This window comes from Rhodococcus sp. USK13, assembly GCF_018343855.1.
GTDB lineage: Bacteria > Actinomycetota > Actinomycetes > Mycobacteriales > Mycobacteriaceae > Rhodococcus_F > Rhodococcus_F oxybenzonivorans.
This window is the reverse complement of the sequence record NZ_CP069242.1, coordinates 6,640,556-6,663,436: the sequence shown is the minus strand read 5'-3', so window position 1 is coordinate 6,663,436 and position 22,881 is coordinate 6,640,556. Positions and strand designations below refer to the sequence as shown.

Below are 22,881 nucleotides of genomic sequence, written 5' to 3'. Positions count from 1 at the left end.
CCGCTGCCAGCGGCAGGGTTGTTCACCAGGTGTTTTGGTGAGGCCTGTGGACAACTAGGGGTTGTGGATAAGCCTCACACCCTGGGGCGAATGTACCTTCCGGCGCCTCAGATGCACCGAAAGGTACATTCGCCCGGCTGGGGGTGGGTGGAGAGGTGAGCGGTGGGGTCGGGTCAGCGGCCCTCGAACTTCGGCGCACGCTTTTCGGCGAAGGCGCGGGGGCCCTCCTTCGCGTCGGCGCTGGTGAACACCGCGGTGCCGAGTGCGGCGTCGATCTGGAAGGCGTCTTCCTCGTGCATACCTTCGGTGTCGCGGATGGTCTTCAGGATGGCCTGGACGGCGAGGGGGCCGTTGGCGGAGATGAGGTCGGCGAGTTCGAGGGCCTTGTCGAGGGCGTGACCGTCGGGAACGACGTGTCCGATGAGGCCGATCTCCTTGGCTTCGGCGGCGGTGATGTGGCGTCCGGTCAGGAGAATGTCCGCAGCGATGGTGTACGGGATCTGCCGGACGAGGCGCACCGCCGAACCGCCGAGCGGGAAGAGCCCCCATTTCGCCTCGGACACACCGAATTTGGCGCTCTCGCCGGCGACGCGAATGTCGGTGCCCTGAAGGATTTCGGTTCCGCCTGCGATGGCGGGTCCCTCGACCGCTGCGATGAGGGGCTTGGTGAGGCGACGGCCCTTGAGGAGAGCCTCGATCTTCGACAGATCCCACGCCGGCTGGCTTCCCTCACCCCCTCCCGAGAAGGAGTCGCCTGGGTGCTGCACCGTCATGGCCTTGAGGTCTGCGCCCGCGCAGAAGGCTCCGCCGGCACCGGTGAGGATGGCGACGCGGATGTCCGGGTCGGCGTCGACCTGATCCCACGCGTCGCGCATGATCGCCATCATTTCACCGGACAGCGCGTTCTTCGCCTCGGGGCGGTTCATCGTGACGATCAGGACGTGCCCGCGCTTCTCGACGAGGCAGTGCGGCGACTGTGCTGAAACGTCGGATTTCTCGGTGGTGGTAGAGGACACTGAAGTCTCCCGAAGGGTGTGTGAGCTGGCTCTCAGATTGGGTCTTGCCAGAAACGGTAACACGTTCTACTTTGTTGACGTGGCCCTTAATATCGCAGACCTCGTAGAGCACGCAATCGACCTCGTTCCGGACCGCGTCGCGTTGGTGTCCGACGACCGGGAAGTGACGTACGCGCAGATGGAGGAGAGGGCCAATCGACTAGGCCATTACCTGCGCGAACAGGGTGTCCGGCCAGGCGACAAGGTGGGCATCTACAGCCGCAACACCCTCGAGGCCATCGAGGCCATGGTGGCGGTGTTCAAGATCCGGGCCGTGATGGTCAACGTCAACTATCGGTACGTCGAGAACGAGTTGCAATACATCTTCGAAAATTCGGACATGGTCGCGCTCGTGCACGAGCGTCGGTACGCCGACAAGGTTGCCGCTGTGCTGCCCCGCACGCCTCTGGTGAAGACCGTCGTCGTCATCGAGGACGGAACCGATCTCGACTACTCGTCGTACGGCGGCGTCGAGTACGAGACCGCGTTGGCGCAGGGTTCTCCGGAGCGCGACTTCGAGGAGCGCAGCAACGACGACATCTACATGCTCTACACCGGCGGCACGACAGGTAAGCCGAAGGGCGTCATGTGGCGTCAGGAGGATGTCTGGCGAGTGCTCGGTGGCGGTATCAATTTCATGACCGGTGAGTACGTCGAGGACGAGTGGGACCTTGCCAAGCAGGGTGCCGAGACCGCCGGGATGACCCGCTTCCCCATTCCGCCGATGATTCACGGCGGCAGCCAGTGGGCCACTTTCCAAAGCTTGTTCGGTGGCGGCAAATGCGTGATGCACCCGGAGTTCGACGGCCACGACGTCTGGCGCATCGTCGACCAGCACAAGGTCAATCTCGTCTTCATCACGGGCGACGCGATGGCGCGGCCCATGCTTGACGCCCTGATCGAGGGCAACCCGGCCACCGGTGAGCCGTACGACCTGTCGTCGCTGTTTCTGATGGCCAGTTCGGCGGCGCTGTTCTCGCCCAGTATCAAGGAGAAATTCCTGGAACTGCTGCCCAATCGGATGATCACCGATTCGATCGGCTCGTCCGAAACCGGCTTCGGCGGATTGAGTGTGGTGGAGAAGGGCAAATCGCACGGCGGCGGACCGACGGTGAAGATCGACGCCTCCACCTCGGTCATCGACGACGACGGGAACCCGGTGGAGCCCGGCTCGGGCAAGGTCGGCATCCTCGCGCGCAAAGGGCATATCCCGATCGGCTATTACAAGGACGAAGAGAAGACCAAGGCGACGTTCCGGGAGTATCACGGTGTCCGCTACTCGATCCCCGGCGACTTCGCGCAGGTGGAGGCGGACGGCACCGTCACGATGCTCGGACGTGGTTCGGTCTGTATCAACAGCGGCGGCGAGAAGATCTTCCCCGAAGAGGTGGAAGGCGCGCTGAAGTCGCATCCCGACGTGTTCGACGCCCTGGTGGTCGGTGTGCCTGACGAGCGATTCGGCCAGCGCGTCGCTGCCGTCGTCCAGACGCGCGGCGGGGCGCGTCCCGGCCTGCACGAGATCGCATCGGCCGCGCGTAAGGAAATCGCCGGATACAAGGTGCCGCGCAGCCTGTGGTTCGTGGACGAGATCAAACGTTCGCCTGCAGGTAAGCCCGACTACCGCTGGGCCAAGGAACAAACGGAATCCCGACCCGCCGACGACCACAACGGCAACGGTTCGGCCCAGAGCGACACCGTGACGAGCAAAGGCGCGTAATGCACACAGCTTTGAGTGAGAAGTTCGGCATCGAGTACCCCATCTTCGGGTTCACGCCGTCCGAGCATGTGGCCGCGGCTATTTCGCGGGCCGGCGGCCTGGGCGTGCTCGGCTGTGTTCGGTTCAACGACCCGGAGGAACTCGAGGACGTCCTGACGTGGATGGACGAGAACACCGACGGCAAACCGTACGGAGTCGACATCGTGATGCCGGCCAAGATCCCGACGGAGGGCACGTCGGTGGACCTGGAGTCGCTGATTCCGGCGGAACATCGTGCCTTCGTCAACCGCACCCTGGACGAGCTGGGTGTGCCGCCGTTGGAAACGGGCACCGAGCATGCGACGGGGGTGCTCGGCTGGCTTCACTCGGTGGCCCGCTCGCATGTCGATGTCGCGCTCAATCACCGTATCGCCCTGATCGCCAACGCACTGGGCTCGCCGCCCAAGGATGTCATCGATCAGGCCCACGCCAAGGGTGTTCCCGTGGCGGCGCTCGCCGGGGCGGTCGAGCATGCGCGCAGGCACGTTGCGAACGGGGTCGACATCGTCATCGCGCAGGGATATGAAGCGGGCGGGCACACCGGTGAGATCGCGTCGATGGTGCTGGTTCCGGAGATCGTGGACGCGGTAGGCGATTCCGCTGCTGTGCTGGCCGCCGGCGGCATCGGTAGCGGCCGTCAGGTGGCGGCCGCTCTGTCGCTCGGGGCATCCGGTGTCTGGATGGGTTCGTACTGGCTCACGACGTCGGAGTACAAGCTCGGCAGTGCGTCGGCAGACGGACCATCCGCAATCCAACGGGCCTTGCTCGGTGCGACTTCGGCTGACACGGTGCGGTCCCGCATCTACTCGGGTAAGCCCGCCCGCCTGCTGAAGACCAAGTGGACCGATGCGTGGTCGAAGCCGGAAGCGCCTGCGCCACTGCCGATGCCGTTGCAGAATCTGCTGGTCAGCGACGCTCATCAGCGGATTGCCGCTTCGGAGAATCCTGACGTCGTCGCGATGCCGGTAGGGCAGATCGTCGGCCGGATGAACGAAATCCGGCCCGTGTCCGAGGTGATGGACGAGCTCGTCTCCGGCTTCGAGGCGGCAGTGTCCCGGCTCGTTTCGTACAAGTAGCGGTACTGGGGTGGCGAAGTAGGCGGGAGCGTACTTCGCCACTCACAGGCGGGAGTAGCCGGTACCGTCGCGGACCCAGACAGGATCCGCGCAGTTCCATCGCTGCGCGCTGAGTGTGCGTGTGAGTACCTTGAACGTGGCCGTGCGGGGAAACTCGGAGCACACCCGCACCAAGGTCGGGCGCTGTTTCGGACCGAGATCGGCCTGAGCGTCGAGGAACTCCGCGAAGTCGACGGGATCGAATTCGCGGGTGGGCACGACTGCGGCCATCACCCGGTCGCCGACCTCGGCGTCGGGTACCGCATACACCGACACCTCCGCGAACCCGTGGTAGCGCAGCAGGATTCGTTCGATGGGCGCGGAGCCGAGGTTTTCGCCGTCCACGCGCAACCATCCAGTGCTGCGGCCGGCGAAGTACACGAATCCGTCGGCATCGCGGTAGGCCAGGTCGCCACTCCAGTACTTTCCGTCCCGGATCCTCTCCGCGTCGGCCTCCGGATTGTCGTAGTAGCCGGCGAAGGCGCCGGGACCGTTGACGTTGACGAGTTCCCCGGTGGCGGCCTCGGCGTTGACCAGGCGACCGGATGCATCGAATTCGGCAGGAGGGCAGGGCAGACCCGACTCCGGGTCGAGGATCGCGATTCCGTCGGGGAGCCGCCCGAGTGCGCCCGGCGGTGAGCCGGGAGTAGCGGAAATGGCCACTCCGCCTTCGGTGGAACCGAATCCGTCGACGACCTGCGTGCCGAAACGCCGGGAGAATGCGGCAACCGCGGGAGCGGATCCCTCGTTGCCGTACATCACTCGCAGCGTGTTGTCGGCGTCGTCGAGCTCCTCCGGCGTTGCCAGCACGTACGACAGCGGCTTTCCCACATAGTTGGCGTAGGTGACCCCGTACCGCCGGACCTCGGCGAGGAAGTGGGACGCGGAGAACCTGCGCCGCAACACGATCGAGCTACGGGCTGCGAGCGCCACAGACCAGGCGGCCATCATGGCGTTGGAGTGGAACATCGGCATAGACAGGTACACGACGTCGTCCGGTGACAGCGAGAACCGCTCGGCGAGCATCAGCCCGGGCCCGGTGATCTTCGCGTGCGTACAGCGCACGGCTTTGGGGTCGCCGCTCGTCCCGGAGGTGAAGATGAGCATGAAGAGATCGCCGGGCTCGGGCGTTACCTGTTGAAAAGATGGCCGCTGTACCGACAGCATGCCGGCCCACTCCGCGGAGTCCACGTTGATCACCGGGACCTCGAGCAGCAGTCCGTCGAGCAGATCCGAACGACTGTTCTCGGTGAAGATGACCTGGCAGTCGGCGAGCGCCGCATCGCGGGCCAGCGCGTCGCCGCGCCGGGTGGTGTTGAGGCCCACGAGGACTGCGCCGGAGAGTGCCGCCGCACCCGCGAGGAGCGAGAACTCGGGCACGTTGTCCATCAGGACACCGAAATGCCGCGGGCGTTCGGGATCGAGAAGATCATCGAGAACCGCGGCGCGCTGCAGGCTCGCCCGCAGGTGGTCTGACCAGGACAGGAAACGGTCCTCGAAGTACAGCCCCTCGGACTCGCTGTCGGCGACACCGCGAAGCAGGTCCGCCACCGTGCGTGCGAGTGTCGCCGTCATGCGGGGACGGTGGCCAGTTCGGCGCCGAGGGTCCGGAGCTGCCGGGTGGCGGAGCCGCGCCGGAACTCGAGGGCCTTTGCCGCGAGGAAGTACCGGTGCACGGGATGATCCAGGTCGAGCCCGACACCGCCGTGAATGTGAACCGCCGTGTGGGCCACCCGGTGACCGGCGTCGGACGCCCAGAATTTGGCGGTCTGGACGTCGCCCTCGCCGGGCAGTCCTTCGCTGAGCCGCCATGCTGCCTGCCACAGAGTGAGCCGGACGCCCTTGACGTCGATGTACGCGTCGGCGAGTCGCTGAGCCACGGCCTGGAAGCTGCCGATGGGCCTGCCGAACTGCACCCGTTCGCGGGCATAGGCGGCGGTCAGCGTCAGAGCCTGATCGAGAACGCCGTACTGGTACGCGCAGGCGCCGAGAGATCCTCGTTCGACGAGCCGATCGACGATCTCGCTGCCCTGCTCGACGGTGCCCAGGAGTCGATCGGAGCCGAGCACGACTCCGTGCAGCGCCACCTCGCCGGTGCTGGCGAAGTCGACGGTCTGCTGCCTGGTGACGGTCACCCCGTCGTCGTCGGGGCGGACGAGGAACACCGCCACGCCGTCCGGGGTCGTCGCCGGCACCAGGAACAACTCTGCCGACGGCGCCGCGTCGACGACGACCTTCGTGCCGTCGAGGGTCCAGCCGCCCGGCGCGGGTTTGGCGCGGGTGACCGGAGCGCCCGGGTCGTCGTTGAGTTCCTCGTCGAGGGCGACGGTGAGAATTTTTGCACCGGCCGCTGCGGGCGCCGCCCACTCCGCACGCTGTTGTTCGTTGCCGTATCGCGCGAGCGCATCCGCCGCCATGACGATGGACGAGAGGTAGGGGACCGGTGCGACGGCCCTGCCCAGTTCGACCAGGATGCTGCACTGCTCGAGAACGCCGAAACCGTCGCCGCCCACCGACTCCGGTAGTGCGGCGCCAAGGACACCGGACGAGCCGAGTGTCGACCACAGTTCGCGATCGAGGCGGTCTTCGGCCACATCGAGCTCCCGCAGGCGGTCGTTCGTGACGAGATCCGTGACGATGCTCCGGGTGAGACCGGCCAGATCCTGTTGCGCCTCGGTGAGGGTGAAATCCATGGTCGTGTCCTAACGCTTCGCAGGGGGCAGGCCGAGGGCCGTCATACCGATGATGTCGCGCTGCACCTCGTTGGTTCCGCCACCGAAAGTGAGGATGAGGGAAGAACGGTGCATCCGCTCGATGCGTCCGCGCAGCAGGACGCCGGGGGAGTTCTGCCGAAGCGTGGCCGACGGGCCGAGGACTTCCATGAGCAGTCGGTAGGCCTCGGTGGCGAACTCGGTTCCGTAGACCTTGTTGGCCGACGCCGCCTCCGGGCCCGGAGCGTGCGCTGAATCATCCCCTGTCGCTTCGCTTGCCCCGGTCGACGAGGCGATCTCCCAGTTCATCAACTTGAGGTACTCGGCCTTGGCATGGACCCGGGCCAGATTGATCTGAACCCATTCCTGGTCGATGACGCGGCGGCCGTCCGGCAACTTGGTGTTCTGCGCCCACTCCCGCACTTCCCGCTGTGCGGTGAGGATCGGTCCGGCCGAGGTGAGCGCGACACGCTCATGGTTGAGCTGGTTGGTGATCAACGCCCAACCACCGTGTTCGGGACCGACGAGTGCGGAGGACGGTACGCGCACGTCCTGGTAGTAGGTGGCGCTGGTGTCGGGACCGGCCATCGTGTGGACGGGTGTGTACGAGAATCCTTCGGCCGTGGTGGGCACGATCAGCATGCTGATGCCCTTGTGCTTCTTCGCCTCGGGGTCGGTCCGGCAGGCCAACCACACGTAGTCGGCGTATGCGATCAGGCTCGTCCACATCTTCTGGCCGTTGATCACATAGTCGTCACCGTCCTTGACGGCGGTGGTGCGCAGGCTTGCAAGGTCCGTCCCTGCCTCGGGCTCGGAGTATCCGATGGAGAAGTGCAGTTCGCCCGCGGATATCTTCGGCAAGAAGAACGACTTCTGCTCAGGTGTACCGAAGTGCATGATCGTGGGGGCTACGGAGTTGATCGTGAGGAATGGCACGGGGGCACCGGCGATGGCGGCCTCGTCGGTGAAGATCAGCTGCTCCATCGCCGAACGCTCCTGGCCGCCGTATTCCTTCGGCCAGCCGAGCGTCAACCAGCCGTCCTTGCCCATCTGCGCGACGACGTCGCGGTAGACGTTGCCCTCGCCGTACTCGCCGGTGGTGGCGGCGAGAGCCTCCCGCCGGTCCGGCGTCATCAACTGCGCGAAGTAGGCGCGCAGTTCTTCGCGCAGCGCCTGCTGTTGTGGCGTGTAGGTGATGTGCATCGAAATACCTCTCCAGTCCGAAGGCCCGGAACTCGTCTCAACTGGCACACGTTCCAGTCTCTACGGTGCGATGGCGGGGAGTCGGGCCCGACCGGCTGGGGAGCGCGCTCGGTGGGCCTGCTCGCAGTCGTGGAACGAATCATTGCACACGACTGGAACAGGTTCTAGTGTTATCGCAGGAACGGTGTGCGCCGCAGCCCGGCGGCGCCCGGGCCGACGAGCGACGTGACGAGGAGAAGTGAGGGTTGCCATGGAGGTCAGAGTCGATTTCGACCGGTGCGAGGCCAACGGTGTGTGCGTAGGGATTGCCCCCGACATCTTCGACCTCGACGACGACGATAATCTGCACATTTCGACCGCTCACCCACCCGCTGACCGGGAGGAAGACGTGCGGACTGCCATCGCGCAGTGTCCGAGGGCGGCGCTCACCGAACACCCTTGACCGTCGTTGCTCAAAACAAGAACACGTTCTACAGTGACGACGTCCACCGTGGCGCCGGGTGTGTAACCCGGCGGCGATTGCAGACGACCAGGAGTGCCGCTTCATGACTGATGTTGCTGACCGCGATGTGAACTTGGACGGCAAGGTAGGCGTCGTCACCGGCGCAGGATCCGGGCTCGGAAAGTCCGAGGCGATCGGTCTGGCGCGGGCGGGTGCGTCCGTCGTGGTCAACGACCTGGTGGCCTCCGATGACGTCGAAGAAACACTCGAAGAGATCCGAGGTCTGGGCGCCAAGGTCGAATTCGTCGCCGGCGACATCGGTGAACGGTCCACTGCCGACGCGATCATGGAAGCGGCGCGCGGCCAATTCGGCAGCCTCGACATCCTCGTCAACAATGCCGGGATAACGCGGGACCGCATGCTGTTCAACATGTCGGACGAAGACTGGGATCTGGTACTGAAGGTGCATCTGCGCGGGCACTTTCTGCTGTGCCGCTCCGCTGCCTCCTATTGGCGCGGAAAATCCAAGGAGGCGGGTGCGCCCGTGTACGGCCGCATCATCAACACGTCCTCGGAGGCAGGCCTGCTAGGGCCCGAGGGGCAGGCCAACTACGGTGCGGCCAAGGCGGGCATCACGGCTCTGACCCTCTCCGCCGCTCGCGGGTTGTCTCGCTATGGAGTACGGGCCAACGCGATCTGTCCCCGTGCGCGCACGTCGATGACGGAAAACGTCTTCGGTGAGGCGCCGGCCGAGGGGATCGACCCACTGTCGCCGGAGCATGTGGCGGCGTTGGTCACCTACCTCGCCTCGCCCGCGGCCGACACCGTCAACGGGCAGCTCTTCGTGGTCTATGGCCCGATGGTCGCGTTGATGGCAGCTCCGGTCGTCGAGCGCCGATTCGACGCGACGGACTCTCGATGGACGCCGGCGAGTCTGGCCGAGAGCCTCGGCAGCTACTTCGGTGAACGCGATCCGGCCGCGACGTTCTCCGCGTCGGCTGCCCTGCGTGAGCTGGGCTGAACGAGCCGTCGCGGCGCAGTCGACGACACATCCGGCGTTACCGCCCATTTTCCCAGGTAATACCCGCGTGATGGGCGATACTGGGTGAAAATACACAGCGACCGGCTGGGGTCGAGACGGTGCGACGGGGGAGGCAGCGATGTGCCTACACACGCTAGATCCTGTTCTAGTTTTACCGTCGATTTCGGCTTCGGCACCTCCATGGCGAGGGCTGAGTGACGTCCACGCAGCGGCGTGCAGGCGGCTCGGTCCGGGTTCGGTAGGGAGACGGCATATCGTGACCAAACATGCTGTGTGCTAACACTTTAGACGTACTCGATCGACGTTCGAGGTGGACGCATCGCGGCTCTTCTTTTGGACGAAAACGCCCTCCTCGAAGTGCTCGATGTGGGACGATTCTTGCTGATGATCGGCTATTTTTGACAGGTGAACACGTTCTAGTTAATATGACCTGAGTCACAGGCCGTTGGGGGGCTGGGCTCAATCAACAGTCGGTGCTGGGTGCGATCAGGGACGAGGAGGACGAATGGTAGACCTCCTCGAGGTGCCATTGCGCGCTGTCGGCGGGTTTTTCACGATGTCGGCCGAGACGCTCAGGGCGGTGTTCTCGAGGCCCTTCCAGCGTCGCGAGTTCGTGGACCAGGCGTGGTTCGTTGCCCGGGTATCGATGGTTCCCACGGTGCTGGTCGCCATCCCGTTCACCGTTCTGGTGAGCTTCACCATCAACATCCTCCTCCGGGAGATAGGTGCCGCGGATCTCAGTGGCGCGGGTGCGGCGCTGGGCACCGTGACCCAGGTCGGCCCCATCGTGACCGTGCTCATCGTGGCCGGGGCGGGCGCCACCGCGATCTGCGCAGACCTCTCGGCCCGCACGATCCGCGAAGAGATCGACGCGATGCGGGTGCTCGGTATCAACCCGATTCATCGGCTGGTCGTACCCCGCGTGCTCGCCTCGACCGTCGTGGCCCTACTGCTGAACGGCCTGGTCTGCACTATCGGGATTCTCGGTGGGTTCGTCTTTTCGGTGTACATCCAGGATGTGAATCCGGGGGCCTTCGTCAACGGCATCACCCTTCTCACGGGGTTCGGTGAGCTCGTGATCTCGGAGGTCAAAGCCGGTCTGTTCGGCATGATCGCGGGTCTTGTCGCGTCCTATCTCGGCCTCAACGTGAAAGGTGGCGCCAAGAGTGTCGGTGACGCCGTCAATCAGACCGTCGTGTTCTCCTTCATGGCGCTGTTCGTGGTCAACGTTCTCGTCACCGCCGTCGGCATCAAGCTGACGGCAGGGTGATCGACATGGTGGTGGAGTAGATGTCTCTCGCAGCGGCCGGGCGGTTTCCCCGCACACGCCGGCAATTCGCGTCGACGTCCCGTTCGATTGACCGGCTCGGCGAGCAGGCGCTGTTCTTTGCGCGCGCCATCGCCTGGGCCCCTCGTGCGGTGAGGCGGTACCCGAAGGAAACTCTGCGGCTCATCGCCGAGATCAGCATGGGCACGGGTGCGCTGGCGGTGATCGGTGGAACCGTGGTGATCGTCGGATTTCTGACGCTCTTCACAGGAGGCACCATCGCCGTCCAGGGATACAGCTCGCTCGGCAACATCGGTGTCGAGGCGCTCACAGGCTTCTTCGCCGCGTTCATCAACGTACGCATCGCGGCCCCGGTCATCGCGGGTATCGGACTCGCGGCCACGATCGGGGCGGGCTCGACCGCCCAGCTCGGTGCCATGCGCGTGTCCGAGGAGATCGATGCCCTCGAGACGATGGCGATCCCCTCGATCCCGTACCTGGTCAGCACCCGGGTGATGGCCGGAATGATCGCGATCGTTCCGCTCTACGCCCTTGCGGTGATCGCATCCTTCATCGCCAGCCGATTCGCCACCGTGGTTCTCTACGACCAGTCCGCCGGTGTGTACGACCACTACTTCTCGACCTTTCTGATACCGACGGACATTCTGTGGTCGTTCGCGCAGGCCATCGTCATGGCGATCGCCATCATGCTCATCCACACCTACTACGGCTTCACCGCGTCGGGTGGTCCCGTCGGAGTCGGCGTGGCCGTGGGCAACGCGGTGCGGTCGTCGCTGATAGCGGTGGTCACGGTTACCCTCCTCATCTCCCTCGCCATATACGGCGGTTCCGGCAACTTCAACCTTTCGGGATAGGAGTGCCGGTAGATGACTGATTCGGGCGGAAAGAAGAAGCTCGCGGCTCTCGTCCTCGTCGCGGGTCTGCTGGCGATCATCGCCTTCTCGCTGGCCATGTTCAACGGCGCTTTCACGGAATCGACACCGGTCACGGTCACCTCCGACCGGGCGGGCCTGGTCATGGAACCGGACGCGAAAGTGAAGCTGCTCGGCGTCGAGGTCGGTCGCGTCGGCTCCGTCGAGCACGTCACCGACGGTGCCGAACTGAAGCTCGACATGTACCCCGACATGATGTCGCTGATCCCTTCCAACGCCGCGGTGGAAATCAAGTCGACTACCGTATTCGGCGCCAAATATGTCAACTTCGTCATGCCGGAAGATCCCGCCACCACGCATCTCGAACCGGGCGCCGTCATCGCCTCCGACAACGTCACCGTCGAGTTCAACTCGGTCTTCCAGCATCTGACGGATGTGCTCGATCAGATCGAACCCGAGAAGCTCAACGCGACACTGGGGGCCATCGCCTCCGCGCTGCGCGGTCGCGGCGACGAACTCGGTGCACTGCTCGAGCAGAGCGACCGCTACCTCGCCAAGGTGAACCCCAGTCTCCCTCAGTTGCAGGAGGATCTGGCGAAGGCCGCCGTGGTTACGAACGTCTACGCCGACACCGCCCCGGAACTGCTGCAAACCCTCGACAACGTGACCGCCACCAGCCGCACGGTGGTCGAGGAACAGGACAATCTCGACGCAGTGCTGTTGAACGCCACGGGATTGGCCGACACGGCGAATACGGTGCTGACCGACAACGAGCAGGGGCTGACGGACACCCTCGACCTCCTGCTCCCCACCACGGATCTACTGGCGGAATATTCGCCGGAGATCTCCTGCTTCCTCGTCGGCCTCAACAACGTGATTCCCCTTGCCGAACAACTCATCGGCGGCAATCAGCCGGGAATCGCGTTGAGTGCGAGCTTCATGTATGGCCAGGAGCCCTACAGTTACCCGGAGGATCTGCCGAAGGTGAACGCGTCCGGAGGACCCAACTGCGCAGGCCTCCCGAATCCTGATCCGAACGTGCACGCCAAGTTCCTCGTCGCTGACACGGGTACTGTGCCGTTCGTGCCGTCGACCGAAGTACAGGTACACATGCCGAAGGTCTTCCAGATTCTGTTCGCCGGTGTCTACCCGGAGCCGGGTGGGCAGTGACCGTGAGAAGCACAACCGTCAAGCTGGCGATCTTCGCGACCGTGATGACCCTGATCTTCGTGGGTCTCGCAGTGGTGTTCAGCCAGTACCGTTTCAGCACGTCCAAGGACTACTCGGCGACGTTCGTCGATGTGTCCGGTCTCAAACCGGGTGACAAGGTGCGCATTGCCGGTGTGCCGGTCGGCGCGGTCAAGAACGTGAAGATCGACGACGACAACCTTGCCGACGTGGAGTTCGACGTGGAGTCGAAGTACTCGTTGTTCGAGGGAACGAAGGCTACGGTCCGATACGAGAACCTCGTCGGTGACCGCTACATGGAACTCCTCGAGGGTGCGGGGTCGGTGGAGCCGCTTCCGGAGGGCGGGTCCATCCCGGTGGATCAGACATCTCCCGCACTCGACCTGGACCTCTTGCTCGGTGGGTTCAAGCCGCTCCTGCGTTCGTTGAATCCGCAGCAGGTCAACGATCTCTCGGCGGCGTTGGTGCAGGTTTTCCAGGGGCAGGGCGGCACACTTGTGTCACTGCTGGGCAGTACCAGTTCGTTCACCAACACACTCGCGGACCGCGACCAGTTGATCGGTGAGGTCATCACCAACCTCAACGAGGTTCTCGGAACCATCAACAACCGCGGTGATCAGTTCAGGTCCACTCTCGATCAACTGCAGCAATTGGTGAGCGGCCTCGCACAGGACCGCGATCCGATCGGTGACGCCATCCCGAGGATCGCCGGCGGCACAGGAGACCTTGCGGAGTTGCTCGAAGGCGTCCGCCCGCCGTTGCAGAGCACCGTTGCGGAGGCGAATCGCACTGCAACGCAGCTGCAGATGGGCGAAGAGACTCTCGATTGGGTGCTCCAGAACCTGCCGGACGCCTATCGCCGACTCATCCGAATCGGCACGTACGGCAGCTTCTTCCAGATGTACGTGTGCACGGTCAAGTTCAAGTTCACCGGACCGGAGGGATCGGATCTGCTTCTCAACATGCCAGGCGGACAGACAGCGGGGAGGTGTGCACCGTAACCATGAGACAAGAACGCAATCCCGTCCAGGTCGGGCTGATCGGTGTGGCAGTCTCCGCCATGATCGTGATCGCCACCCTCCAGTACGACCAGCTCCAGTTCCTGTCGGGCGGAACACATTACAATGCCATGTTCGAGGACGCCGGTGGCCTGATGGCAGGTGACACGGTCACCCTGGCGGGGGTCGACGTGGGCAAGGTCTCCGACGTCGAGCTCGACGGGCAGCACGTCCTCGTCACCTTCACTGTCGAGGACGGCATAGCACTCGGTGATGTGACCGAGGCGGATATCAAGACAAATACCATTCTCGGCCGCAAGTCGCTTGCGGTCACTCCGCGAGGAACGGAGACGCTGCCGGTGGGATCGACGATCCCGCTGGACCGCACCAATTCGCCCTACTCGCTCAACGATGCACTCGGCGACCTCACCACGACGGTGTCCGAGCTCGACACCGATCAGGTCAACGACGCGCTGAACGCGATGTCGGGTGCGCTCGAGAACACCCCTCCGGAGCTGCGCACCGCGCTCGACGGGCTGACCCGGTTGTCGGAAAGCATCAATTCACGCGACGAAACGCTGAAGCAGTTGCTCTCTCGCGCCGAGAACGTGACGGGCATTCTCGCCGAGCGCAGCGGCCAGATCAACTCGCTGATCGTCGACGGCAACGAACTGCTGGGTGAACTCGACCGTCGCCGGGCCGCGATCAGCCAATTGATCGTGAACATCTCGGCGGTGTCGAGGCAACTGACGGGCCTGGTGCAGGACAACCAGGAGCAGATGAAGCCGACGCTCGACAAGCTGAACTCCGTGGTCGACATCCTCCAACGCAACAAGGACAACATTTCGCAGGCGCTCGACGGCCTCGCACCGTACGCGACTCAGCTGGGTGAATCTGTGGGGAGCGGGCCCTTCTTCATGGCGTACGTCTACAACATCGGCATCGGCAACCTGCTGCAGGGGCTGAACGACGCGATCCTGTGGCCGGAGCATCTGCCGAACGACCTGCAGGCCTACCTGCAGACCGGGCCGTCCCTCGAACTGAGGCCCCGATGACACACACAGAAGAAACCGGTGCGCGGAAGAAGTGGTGGATTCGCGGTGCGATCGCCGGCGTCGTGGTGGCCCTGATCGTCGGCGGCCTGGTCGTCTTTCTGCCGCGACTGTTCGAGAACACCGTCACCGCCTACTTTCCGACCACGACCGGCCTCTATTCCGGAGACGACGTGCGGGTGTTGGGCGTCAAGGTGGGCAGCGTCGGCAAGATCGAGCCGGGTCCCGACTTCGCCAAGGTCACCATGAGCGTCGACAAGAGTGTGGACATCCCCGCCGACGCCAAGGCGATCATCGTTGCGCCGAGCCTGGTGTCCGGCCGGTTCGTCCAGTTGACGCCCGTCTATGCCGGGGGCCCGACCATGCAGGACGGGGCAGATATTCCGGTGCAGCGCACCGCGGTGCCGGTGGAGTGGGACGAGATCAAGTCGGAGCTGAACAAACTGTCCGAAGCGCTCGGGCCGCAGGGCGCCGACCCGCAGGGATCGCTGGGAACGTTCATCGACACCGCAGCGAACAACCTCGACGGCAACGGTGAATCCCTGCGTAACACGCTGCGTGAACTGTCGGAGACCATGCGGACGCTGTCCGACGGACGGACCGATCTGTTCTCCACCATCCGGAACCTGCAAACATTCGTAGCAGCCCTCTCGTCGAGCAACGAGCAGATCGTGCAGTTCGAGGGCCGGCTCGCCTCGGTGTCGAACTTGCTCGCCACCAATTCGGACGAACTCGGCACCGCCCTGGTCGACCTGGATCTCGCACTGGGCGACGTCAACCGGTTCGTCGTCGAGAACAGGGCCGCGCTCACCGAGCAGGTCGGTCGCCTGGCCGATGCCACCCAGGTGCTCGCCGACAAGCGACCGCAGCTGGAACAGACGCTGCACGTCGCCCCCACGGCACTGGCCAACTTCAGCAACATCTACAAGCCGGCGCAGGGGTCCTTGGTCGGAGCCGTGGCATTCGCGAACTTCGGCAACCCCGTCAACTTCATGTGTGGGGCGATCCAAAGTTTGCAAGCCAACGATTCCCAGCGCAGCGCCGATCTGTGCACGCAATACCTGTCGCCGGTGCTGAACTCGCTCACGATGAACTACCTGCCCATTCTCAGCAATCCCACGACGGGTGTGAACGCGTTCCCGGATCAGCTTCAGTACAGTCCGCCGAGCCTGGCCGGATCGGTACCCCCGCGGTCCGCACCGCCGGCGACGGGTGCGCTGGCCGGAATACCGACCGTCGCGGTGCCGAGGGACTTGAACGACCTGTTGCAGCCGGGAGGTGGACGATGATCGGGTTCCGGGGCAGACGCGTGCGGGGTGGCGGGATCGCGGCCGGGGTGCTCGCCTTGTCGCTGACCATGACCGGCTGTGAGTGGGAGGGTCTCAATTCGCTTCCCCTTCCGGGAACGGAAGGCACCGGCGGTGACGCGTACACCGTCGAGATCGAGATGCCCAATGTCACCACTCTCTCGCAGAATTCACCGGTCCGCGTCAATGACGTCACCGTGGGAACCGTCACGGGAATCGACGTGAAGGACTGGCACGCGCAGGTCACCGTCTCGCTGAACAACGATGTCGAACTGCCCGCCAATGCGACCGCCAAGATCGGCCAGACCAGCCTCCTGGGCTCGCAGCATCTCGAGTTGGCGCCGCCCACCGACGCGGAGCCCCAGGGCAGGTTGGCGGAAGGGGACGTGATCCCGATCGAGCGTGCAGGGGCATACCCGACGACGGAGCAGACGCTGTCATCCTTGTCTGTGGTTCTGAACGGCGGAGGTATTGCCCAGATCCGGGACATCACCGAAGAATTGAACGCTGCACTCGGCGGGCGCGAGGCCGAGGTCCGTGACCTGCTTCCACAACTCGACCGGTTGGTCACGAGCCTGGACCAACAGCGCGGTGACATCATCGGTGCCATGGAGGGGCTCGATCGACTCTCCGTCACCGTCAACCAGCAGAAGCCCACGCTCGAGGCAGCGCTCGACGACATCCCACCTGGACTCGAAGTGCTTGTGGCGCAGCGTCAGAATCTGACGACGGCGCTGGTGGAGCTCGGCAAACTCAGCGACACCGCGACCCGTCTCGTCGACAGCAGCGGGGAAGAGCTGGAACAAAACTTGCGTAACCTCACACCGGTGCTCGCGGAACTCGCCAATTCGGGCAGCGCACTCACCGACGTCCTGACCCTGATGCTCACCTACCCGTTCCCGATGAGGACGATGGACAAGGCCATTCGAGGCGATTACGCGAACCTGATGATGACCGTCGACCTGAGTGCGGCGAGGGTCGACAGCAACTTCCTGACCGGTACGGCCCTGGGTGGATCACTCGGTGGAGTGGAAGGAGCTGTCGGTTCGCTCGCCGGTGTCGCCGGACAGTCCGGCGACCCGCTGCAGATTCCGCTGCTGCCCGCCCCGCCGCAGGCACCGAAACCCGCGCAGGCACCCGCTCTCCCCGGACTGCCGCAGATTCCCGGTCTCCCGCAGATTCCCGGCCTTCCGCCGCAACTGGGAGGGGCCCCGGCACCATGAGGAAATTCGTACGTATCCAGCTGATCATCTTCTCGATCCTCACGGTGATCGGCCTCGCGGTGATGTCGATCCAGTATGTGAAGGTGCCGGTCATGTTCGGCATCGGGCGCTACGACATCGTGGTGCAACTTCCGTCCACCGGAGGGCTGTACTCCCACGCCAACGTTGCCTATCGGGGAACCAACGTCGGTGTCGTCGATCGTGTCGCGCTCACCGACGACGGAGTCGAGGCCCAGCTGTCGCTCGACAGCAGCTACAAGATTCCAGCCGACGTCGACGCAGTGGTGAAGAGTGTGTCGGCCATCGGCGAGCAGTACGTCGACCTGATTCCGCGGACGTCGGAGGGCCCGGATCTCGCGGCAGGTGACGTCATTCCACTGGATCGGTCCGCCGTACCGCAGGATGTCGGCGAGATGCTCGATCAAGCCGACGTGCTGTTGGCCAGCATCTCCGATACTCGGTTACGTACCGTGATCGACGAGGCGTTCACCGCGTTCAACGGTTCCGGCCCCGACCTGCAGCGGCTCATCGACTCGGCCCGTCTGTTCGTCGAAGAGGCGGATGCCAACAGCGACGCGACGATAGACCTGATCGATCAGATCGGCCCTCTGCTCGATACGCAGACCGTCAGCAGTGACGCCATCCGATCCTGGACCCAGGACCTTGTCACCTTCACCGATCAGCTCCGGGCCAGCGATTCCGATATCAGGGGAGTGCTCGAGAAGGGTCCCGGGACGGCCGTCGAAGCCACCCAACTTTTCCAGGAGTTGCAGCCCACCCTGCCGATCCTGCTGAGCAACCTGGTGAGCGTCGGACAGGTCGGCGTCATCTACAACAAGAGTATCGAGCAAGTTCTCGTCATCTACCCACCGTTGACCGCCGCGCTCGTCACCGCCGCCAAAGGCGGACCGGTCGAGGACGGCGCGATCGTCGACTTCGCCCTGGAACTCCACGATCCGCCGGCGTGCACCACAGGTTTTCTGCCGCCGGATCAGCGGCGCACTGGCGATCAGACCGAACCTATCGCGACTCCGAACGATCTGTATTGCAAAGCGGCGCAGGATGATCCTTCGGTCGTCCGTGGTGCACGCAACCTTCCCTGCATGGAATACCCCGGCCGCCGGGCGCCGACCGTGCAGGCGTGCCGGGACGGGTGGGAGGCCGCGGGTAACAACCCGCCGTACGGGCCGATCATGCCGCCGGATGTACCCTCGTATACGGCCGTTCCTGTTATCCCCAGTTCCTACGAAGGATCACCGAGTGGGCCGGTCGCGGCCGTCCCGTACGACCCGGGAACGGGTAGCTTTGTCGGTTCGGATGGTAAGACGTACACCCAACCGGATCTGGCGTCAGGATCGCCGAGAAAGGACTCGACGTGGCAGACGATGATGACAGGTCAGCAGATTTGAGTTCATCGACACAAGAGCGTGCCGCTGACGCGGTGGGGGAGGCCTCCCCGGCACGGAAGGAGCGCAGCAGGCGGCGAGCGGTACGTCACGCAGGTCCACCGGTCGGTGAGACCGGAACGCCGCAACCGGTCGTATTGGCGAAGTCCAGCGACGCGCACCCTGCTACAGCGCCCCAGCCCGAGCGCGAACCGGTGGCAGAGACGATCTCGACGAAGAAGGCGGCCGCCGAGGGTGCCGTCAAGTCGGGCGGGGCGTTGCCACCGCCCGAAGACGAGAAGGGGACGCGTCGTTCGTGGAAGTCGCTGATCGGCTACGGTGCGGTCGCGGTCGTCGTTCTCGCCTTGGTCGTGGCCGCCGTCGTCCTGCTGCTCGACCAACGGTCGGCGCGCGAACGAGACGACCGGCGCCAGGCCTTCATCGACACGGCGCGACAGACCGTACTGAACCTGACGACGATCCATCCGGAGACCGCGAAAGAAGATGTCGACCGAATCCTAGCGGGTGCGTCAGGAGCCTTCCTGGCCGAATTTCAAGGCAGGGAAGACCCGTTCGTCGGTGTGGTCCGTGATGCAAACGTCACCACCGAGGGCGAAGTCCTCGAAGCGGGAATTCAGAGCGAGACAGACATTTCGGCCGACGTGCTCGTCGCGGCCCGCACCATGGTCACCAGCACCGAACAGCCGGAGCCGTCGCCGCGTGACTTCCGGATGCGGGTGACCGTCAGTGACGACAACGGGAAGTTGACCGCATCGAAGGTGGAGTTCGTCCCATGACCGACAACGACGTCGACACGTCCGCAGAACAACGGCGAAAGCTCCCGGTCGTCACCAAGGCGGCAGCGTTGAAGATCGTGACGGCGCTTGTGATCGTCGCCCTCGCTGTCGGCGTGGGATTCCTCTGGTACGGCCATCGCCAGGACCAATTGGCCGAACAGGCCCGCTCCGAGGCGGTCGACGCGGCGAGCAGGCAGGCCGTTGCGATGTTGGCGTACGACTTCGCCAATGTCGACAGCCAATTGGCTGCTGCGGCAGACGGAATCACCGGCTCCTTCCGCGACGACTACACCGCCCTGGTGGAGGAAACCATCGCCCCGGGGGCCAAAGAGAAGCAGCTGACGGTTCAGGTGACGGTGCAAGCAGCCGCACCGGTGTCGACCACTCCCACCGAGGCGGTGGTCCTGCTCTACCTCAACCAAACCACTACCAGTGCCGAAGCACCGGATGCTCGGACGTCGGGTAGCCGGGTGCGGGTCTCGCTGCAGAAGGTCGACGACCGCTGGCTCGTCGATCAGCTCACCCCTGTGTAGCGGTGTCGACGGCGTAGCGGTGATCCGCACCCGAGTCGCGCGGACCTTCACAAAGTGAAACATGTTCTAGTACTGTCGGGGCTTCCGGGCCGACTGCGACGCATCACGTTGTGTCGCAGGGCCACAACCGAACGGGGAGTCGTCGATGAAAGTTGCTGTAACCGGGGCCGCAGGATTCGTGGGCACCAATCTGCTCGATCTCCTGGTCCGATCCGGGCACGAGGTGACCGCCATCGACCGCATCCGTTCCGAGCACGCTCCCGGGGGAGTCACGTGGGTGAACGGCGACGTGCTCGACGTGGAATCGATGAAGAGGGCCCTGGACGGTGTCGAAGTGGTCTATCACCTCGTCGCCATGATCACCCTCGCGCAGAAGGACGACCTGGCGTGGACCATTAACACCAAGGGCGTCCGCACCGTGGCCGAGGCTGCGCTTGCCGTGGGTGTGCGGCGGATGGTGCATTGCAGTTCCGTGCACTCGTTCGATCAGAGCAACTGCGGCGGAGTGCTCGACGAGCAGTCGCCGCGATCAGTGGACGCGTCGATCCCCGTGTACGACAGGTCGAAATGGGCCGGTGAGATCGAACTGCGTGCGGTGATCGATACCGGTCTCGACGCGGTGATCTGTAACCCCACCGGGGTGTACGGCCCCGTGGACTATGGTCTCTCCCGCGTAAACAGCCTGCTACGCAACGCTGCTCGTGGCCGGGTGCCTGCCGCGGTGCAGGGAGCGTTCGACTTCGTCGACGTTCGCGACGTGGCCGCCGGGTTGATCGCCGCCGGGGAGAAGGGGCGGACGGGGGAGAACTATCTGATCTCGGGGCACATGCTGGGCATGCACGACGCCGTGCGGAAGGCCGCCCGAGCGGCAGGTCGGCGTGGACCGATGTATTCGTTCCCCCTCAGCGTGATCGAACGAGTGCTGCCCCTCGCGGAACCCATCGGAGCCAGGTTCGGTTCCGATGTGCTGTCCCGCTCGGCGATGGCGGCGCTGCTCGCGGCACCGGTCATCGACGGTGCGAAGGCGGCGTCCGAACTGGGGTACGTCCCTCGTCCCGCCGACGAGACGATCCGCGACCTCGTCGCGTTCCTGGTCACGTCGGGTCAGTTAGGACGCCGCAGTCAGTTGTCCTCGGTCGTGTAACCGGCCTCGTCGGCGTCGGTGATGTGGTCGGCGTACTCGGCCTCGTCGGCCTCGGCCGGCGCGATCAACGCCGGCCCGGCCGCACCGCTGTGCGACAGTGCGTCGAGGAATGCCTTCGCCCAGCGGTCGACGTCGTGCGCGAGCACCTGCCGACGCAGCGCACGCATGTGCCGGCGACCGCTTTCGTGCGGCTGGTTCAACGCCTGTTCCATCGCGTCTTTGACACCGTCGAGGTCGTGCGGATTGCAGAGGAACGCCTGCCGGAGTTCGGCCGCCGCCCCGGTGAACTCGCTGAGCACGAGGGCGCCGCCGAGATCGCTGCGGCACGCCACATACTCCTTGGCGACGAGGTTCATGCCGTCGCGCAGTGGCGTCACGAGCATCACGTCGGCGGCCACGAAGAAGGCGATCAGTTCTTCGCGCGGGATCGGGCGATGGATGTAGTGCACCACCGGCCGGCCGACCTCGCTGTACTCACCGTTGATGCGCGACACCTTCCGCTCGATGTCGTCGCGCATCTGGACGTAGCTGTCGACCCGCTCGCGGCTGGGCGTGGCCAACTGCACCAGCACGGTGTTCGCCGGGTCGACCCGGTGTTCGTCGAGGAGTTCGTGCAGCGCAGCAAGGCGGACGTCGATGCCCTTGGTGTAGTCGAGTCGATCGACGCCCAGCATGATGTGCTGCGGGTTTCCCAGTTCCTTACGGATCTGTCTCGCACGGTCGCGGATCGACTTGGAACGTGACTGTTCGTCCAGCTCGCCGGAGTCGATGGAGATGGGGAACGCTCCCACGCGGACCGTCCGGAAGCCGACCTGCACGACACCGAGCTTGGAGCGGACACCGACAGTGCCGCGCGACGTCGGCTGGCCGGCGAGGCGTCGAGCGAGGAACAGGAAATTCTGCGCACCACCCGGGAGGTGGAATCCGATGAGATCCGCACCGAGAAGTCCCTCGACGATCTCGGTCCGCCACGGCATCTGCATGAACAGTTCGACCGGCGGGAACGGGATGTGCAGGAAGAAGCCGATCGTGAGGTCGGGGCGGAGCATACGCAGCATCTTCGGCACGAGCTGCAGCTGGTAGTCCTGGATCCAGACGGTGGCACCGTGCGCCGCCGCCTTGGACGTTGCCTCCGCGAACCGCCGGTTCACCTCGACGTAGGCGTTCCACCAGTCGCGGTTGTACTCCGGCTTCACGATGACATCGTGGTAGAGCGGCCACAGGGTGGCGTTGGAGAAGCCCTCGTAATAGTCGCGGATTTCGGCGCCGCTCAGCGGGACGGGGTAGAGCTCGAGCCCGTCCTCGACGACCGGCTCCAGATCGGCGTCTGCGACACCCGCCCAGCCGACCCATGCACCCTTGTTACGGCGAAGGATCGGCTCGAGCGCGGTGACGAGTCCGCCGGGGCTCCGCTTCCACTTGGTGGTGCCGTCCGGCAGCCGCTCGAGATCGACAGGGAGTCGATTCGCCACGACGACGAAGGTGGCTTGCCCGGAGACAGGGTCAGATGTCGAACTCGATGACGAAACTGACGATTCCGAGCTGAGTGCCACGGGCTTCCTTCGCGGTCGAAGTGGATGAAATTATCAGTCGAGCTTGGCGGTGGGCCCGATTCCGAGCATCGAGAGCAGCATCCTGCACTCGTCGGCGTCCTCGGCGTATGCAGCGACAACGCGCTGTGCCTGGCGGGCGGTCTCGTCGGCCAAGGGTTCGAGATCCTCGTCCGCGATGTCGGTCTCGGCGGTCGTGTTCGCGGCCATTCTTGTCCTC

General features: G+C 64.7%; 21 protein-coding genes. 15 read left to right on the top strand and 6 right to left on the bottom strand.

Annotated elements, in window-relative coordinates; genetic code table 11:
- Positions 1-173: 173 nt before the first annotated feature.
- Complete coding sequence (locus JQT59_RS33325) at positions 174-1,016, bottom strand: crotonase/enoyl-CoA hydratase family protein (protein ID WP_213573734.1); 843 nt, start codon at positions 1,014-1,016, stop codon at positions 174-176.
- A gap of 79 nt (positions 1,017-1,095) precedes the next feature.
- On the opposite strand from JQT59_RS33325, the gene JQT59_RS33320 reads away from it, so the two are divergent.
- Together JQT59_RS33320 and JQT59_RS33315 are read left to right on the top strand one after the other, a co-directional pair.
- Complete coding sequence (locus JQT59_RS33320; RefSeq protein WP_213573732.1) at positions 1,096-2,772, top strand: acyl-CoA synthetase; 1,677 nt, start codon at positions 1,096-1,098, stop codon at positions 2,770-2,772.
- Positions 2,772-3,887: an NAD(P)H-dependent flavin oxidoreductase gene (locus tag JQT59_RS33315; protein WP_213573731.1), complete on the top strand. Its 1,116-nt coding sequence runs from the start codon at positions 2,772-2,774 to the stop codon at positions 3,885-3,887. Before JQT59_RS33320 ends, JQT59_RS33315 begins: the two co-directional genes overlap by 1 nt.
- 42 nt (positions 3,888-3,929) lie before the next feature.
- Here the strand turns inward: JQT59_RS33315 and JQT59_RS33310 are convergent, their stop codons facing one another.
- The 3 genes from JQT59_RS33310 to JQT59_RS33300 are packed head-to-tail and all read right to left on the bottom strand — an operon-like array spanning position 3,930 to position 7,840.
- Positions 3,930-5,501, bottom strand: a complete 1,572-nt coding sequence (locus JQT59_RS33310; RefSeq protein WP_213573729.1) for a long-chain-fatty-acid--CoA ligase — start codon at positions 5,499-5,501, stop codon at positions 3,930-3,932.
- Positions 5,498-6,619, bottom strand: a complete 1,122-nt coding sequence (locus JQT59_RS33305) for an acyl-CoA dehydrogenase family protein (RefSeq protein ID WP_213573727.1) — start codon at positions 6,617-6,619, stop codon at positions 5,498-5,500. The genes JQT59_RS33310 and JQT59_RS33305 overlap by 4 nt, the downstream gene beginning before the upstream one ends.
- 9 nt (positions 6,620-6,628) lie before the next feature.
- The gene (locus tag JQT59_RS33300; RefSeq protein WP_213573725.1) at positions 6,629-7,840 is read right to left on the bottom strand and encodes an acyl-CoA dehydrogenase family protein; all 1,212 of its coding nucleotides are present in this window, start codon (positions 7,838-7,840) and stop codon (positions 6,629-6,631) included.
- Between the two features lie 250 nt (positions 7,841-8,090).
- On the opposite strand from JQT59_RS33300, the gene JQT59_RS33295 reads away from it, so the two are divergent.
- The 13 genes from JQT59_RS33295 (at position 8,091) to JQT59_RS33235 (ending at position 21,111) form a co-directional block, all read left to right on the top strand.
- Positions 8,091-8,282 (top strand): ferredoxin, encoded by a 192-nt coding sequence (locus tag JQT59_RS33295; RefSeq protein ID WP_109326911.1) that lies wholly within the window; start codon positions 8,091-8,093, stop codon positions 8,280-8,282.
- Between the two features lie 103 nt (positions 8,283-8,385).
- On the top strand, positions 8,386-9,303 hold the full coding sequence (locus JQT59_RS33290) for a 3-oxoacyl-ACP reductase (protein ID WP_213573723.1): 918 nt from the start codon (positions 8,386-8,388) through the stop codon (positions 9,301-9,303).
- A 526-nt stretch (positions 9,304-9,829) separates the two neighbouring features.
- Positions 9,830-10,594, top strand: a complete 765-nt coding sequence (locus JQT59_RS33285; RefSeq protein WP_109326912.1) for an MlaE family ABC transporter permease — start codon at positions 9,830-9,832, stop codon at positions 10,592-10,594.
- 20 nt (positions 10,595-10,614) lie between these two features.
- Complete coding sequence (locus tag JQT59_RS33280; protein WP_213573721.1) at positions 10,615-11,466, top strand: MlaE family ABC transporter permease; 852 nt, start codon at positions 10,615-10,617, stop codon at positions 11,464-11,466.
- Between the two features lie 12 nt (positions 11,467-11,478).
- Positions 11,479-12,654, top strand: a complete 1,176-nt coding sequence (locus tag JQT59_RS33275; protein WP_213573719.1) for an MCE family protein — start codon at positions 11,479-11,481, stop codon at positions 12,652-12,654.
- A complete protein-coding gene (locus JQT59_RS33270) occupies positions 12,651-13,673 on the top strand; it encodes an MCE family protein (RefSeq protein ID WP_159919305.1) in 1,023 nt (340 codons plus the stop codon). Before JQT59_RS33275 ends, JQT59_RS33270 begins: the two co-directional genes overlap by 4 nt.
- 2 nt (positions 13,674-13,675) lie before the next feature.
- Positions 13,676-14,725, top strand: a complete 1,050-nt coding sequence (locus JQT59_RS33265; RefSeq protein ID WP_109326918.1) for an MCE family protein — start codon at positions 13,676-13,678, stop codon at positions 14,723-14,725.
- Positions 14,722-16,011, top strand: a complete 1,290-nt coding sequence (locus JQT59_RS33260) for an MCE family protein (protein WP_213573717.1) — start codon at positions 14,722-14,724, stop codon at positions 16,009-16,011. The genes JQT59_RS33265 and JQT59_RS33260 overlap by 4 nt, the downstream gene beginning before the upstream one ends.
- A complete protein-coding gene (locus JQT59_RS33255) occupies positions 16,008-17,252 on the top strand; it encodes an MCE family protein (protein WP_213573715.1) in 1,245 nt (414 codons plus the stop codon). The genes JQT59_RS33260 and JQT59_RS33255 overlap by 4 nt, the downstream gene beginning before the upstream one ends.
- Positions 17,249-18,661 (top strand): MCE family protein, encoded by a 1,413-nt coding sequence (locus JQT59_RS33250; protein ID WP_213573714.1) that lies wholly within the window; start codon positions 17,249-17,251, stop codon positions 18,659-18,661. Before JQT59_RS33255 ends, JQT59_RS33250 begins: the two co-directional genes overlap by 4 nt.
- Before the next feature lie 191 nt (positions 18,662-18,852).
- Entirely contained in the window at positions 18,853-19,434 is a 582-nt protein-coding gene (locus JQT59_RS33245; RefSeq protein ID WP_249354016.1) for an Rv1363c family protein, read from the top strand.
- Positions 19,431-19,967 carry an Rv1363c family protein gene (locus JQT59_RS33240; protein ID WP_213573710.1) on the top strand — a complete coding sequence of 179 codons (537 nt, stop codon included), beginning with the start codon at positions 19,431-19,433 and terminating at the stop codon, positions 19,965-19,967. Before JQT59_RS33245 ends, JQT59_RS33240 begins: the two co-directional genes overlap by 4 nt.
- A gap of 145 nt (positions 19,968-20,112) precedes the next feature.
- On the top strand, positions 20,113-21,111 hold the full coding sequence (locus JQT59_RS33235; RefSeq protein ID WP_213573708.1) for an NAD-dependent epimerase/dehydratase family protein: 999 nt from the start codon (positions 20,113-20,115) through the stop codon (positions 21,109-21,111).
- On the opposite strand, the gene JQT59_RS33230 is transcribed toward JQT59_RS33235, so the two are convergent.
- Both JQT59_RS33230 and JQT59_RS33225 read right to left on the bottom strand, forming a co-directional pair.
- Positions 21,090-22,664 carry an alpha,alpha-trehalose-phosphate synthase (UDP-forming) gene (locus JQT59_RS33230; RefSeq protein WP_213573706.1) on the bottom strand — a complete coding sequence of 525 codons (1,575 nt, stop codon included), beginning with the start codon at positions 22,662-22,664 and terminating at the stop codon, positions 21,090-21,092. The two genes, JQT59_RS33235 and JQT59_RS33230, sit on opposite strands and share 22 nt — an antisense overlap.
- Positions 22,665-22,697: 33 nt before the next feature.
- Positions 22,698-22,871, bottom strand: coding sequence for a hypothetical protein (locus tag JQT59_RS33225; RefSeq protein WP_201453505.1), 174 nt, complete (start codon positions 22,869-22,871; stop codon positions 22,698-22,700).
- Positions 22,872-22,881: the final 10 nt, after the last annotated feature.

Coding starts and splice junctions, on each gene's coding strand:
- JQT59_RS33255 (WP_213573715.1), top strand. CDS start 16,008: ATGATCGGGTTCCGGGGCAGACGCGTGCGGGGTGGCGGGATCGCGGCC.
- JQT59_RS33295 (WP_109326911.1), top strand. CDS start 8,091: ATGGAGGTCAGAGTCGATTTCGACCGGTGCGAGGCCAACGGTGTGTGC.
- JQT59_RS33280 (WP_213573721.1), top strand. CDS start 10,615: ATGTCTCTCGCAGCGGCCGGGCGGTTTCCCCGCACACGCCGGCAATTC.
- JQT59_RS33275 (WP_213573719.1), top strand. CDS start 11,479: ATGACTGATTCGGGCGGAAAGAAGAAGCTCGCGGCTCTCGTCCTCGTC.
- JQT59_RS33300 (WP_213573725.1), bottom strand. CDS start 7,840: ATGCACATCACCTACACGCCACAACAGCAGGCGCTGCGCGAAGAACTG.
- JQT59_RS33315 (WP_213573731.1), top strand. CDS start 2,772: ATGCACACAGCTTTGAGTGAGAAGTTCGGCATCGAGTACCCCATCTTC.
- JQT59_RS33285 (WP_109326912.1), top strand. CDS start 9,830: ATGGTAGACCTCCTCGAGGTGCCATTGCGCGCTGTCGGCGGGTTTTTC.
- JQT59_RS33265 (WP_109326918.1), top strand. CDS start 13,676: ATGAGACAAGAACGCAATCCCGTCCAGGTCGGGCTGATCGGTGTGGCA.
- JQT59_RS33290 (WP_213573723.1), top strand. CDS start 8,386: ATGACTGATGTTGCTGACCGCGATGTGAACTTGGACGGCAAGGTAGGC.
- JQT59_RS33225 (WP_201453505.1), bottom strand. CDS start 22,871: ATGGCCGCGAACACGACCGCCGAGACCGACATCGCGGACGAGGATCTC.
- JQT59_RS33235 (WP_213573708.1), top strand. CDS start 20,113: ATGAAAGTTGCTGTAACCGGGGCCGCAGGATTCGTGGGCACCAATCTG.
- JQT59_RS33250 (WP_213573714.1), top strand. CDS start 17,249: ATGAGGAAATTCGTACGTATCCAGCTGATCATCTTCTCGATCCTCACG.
- JQT59_RS33310 (WP_213573729.1), bottom strand. CDS start 5,501: ATGACGGCGACACTCGCACGCACGGTGGCGGACCTGCTTCGCGGTGTC.
- JQT59_RS33240 (WP_213573710.1), top strand. CDS start 19,431: ATGACCGACAACGACGTCGACACGTCCGCAGAACAACGGCGAAAGCTC.
- JQT59_RS33305 (WP_213573727.1), bottom strand. CDS start 6,619: ATGGATTTCACCCTCACCGAGGCGCAACAGGATCTGGCCGGTCTCACC.
- JQT59_RS33260 (WP_213573717.1), top strand. CDS start 14,722: ATGACACACACAGAAGAAACCGGTGCGCGGAAGAAGTGGTGGATTCGC.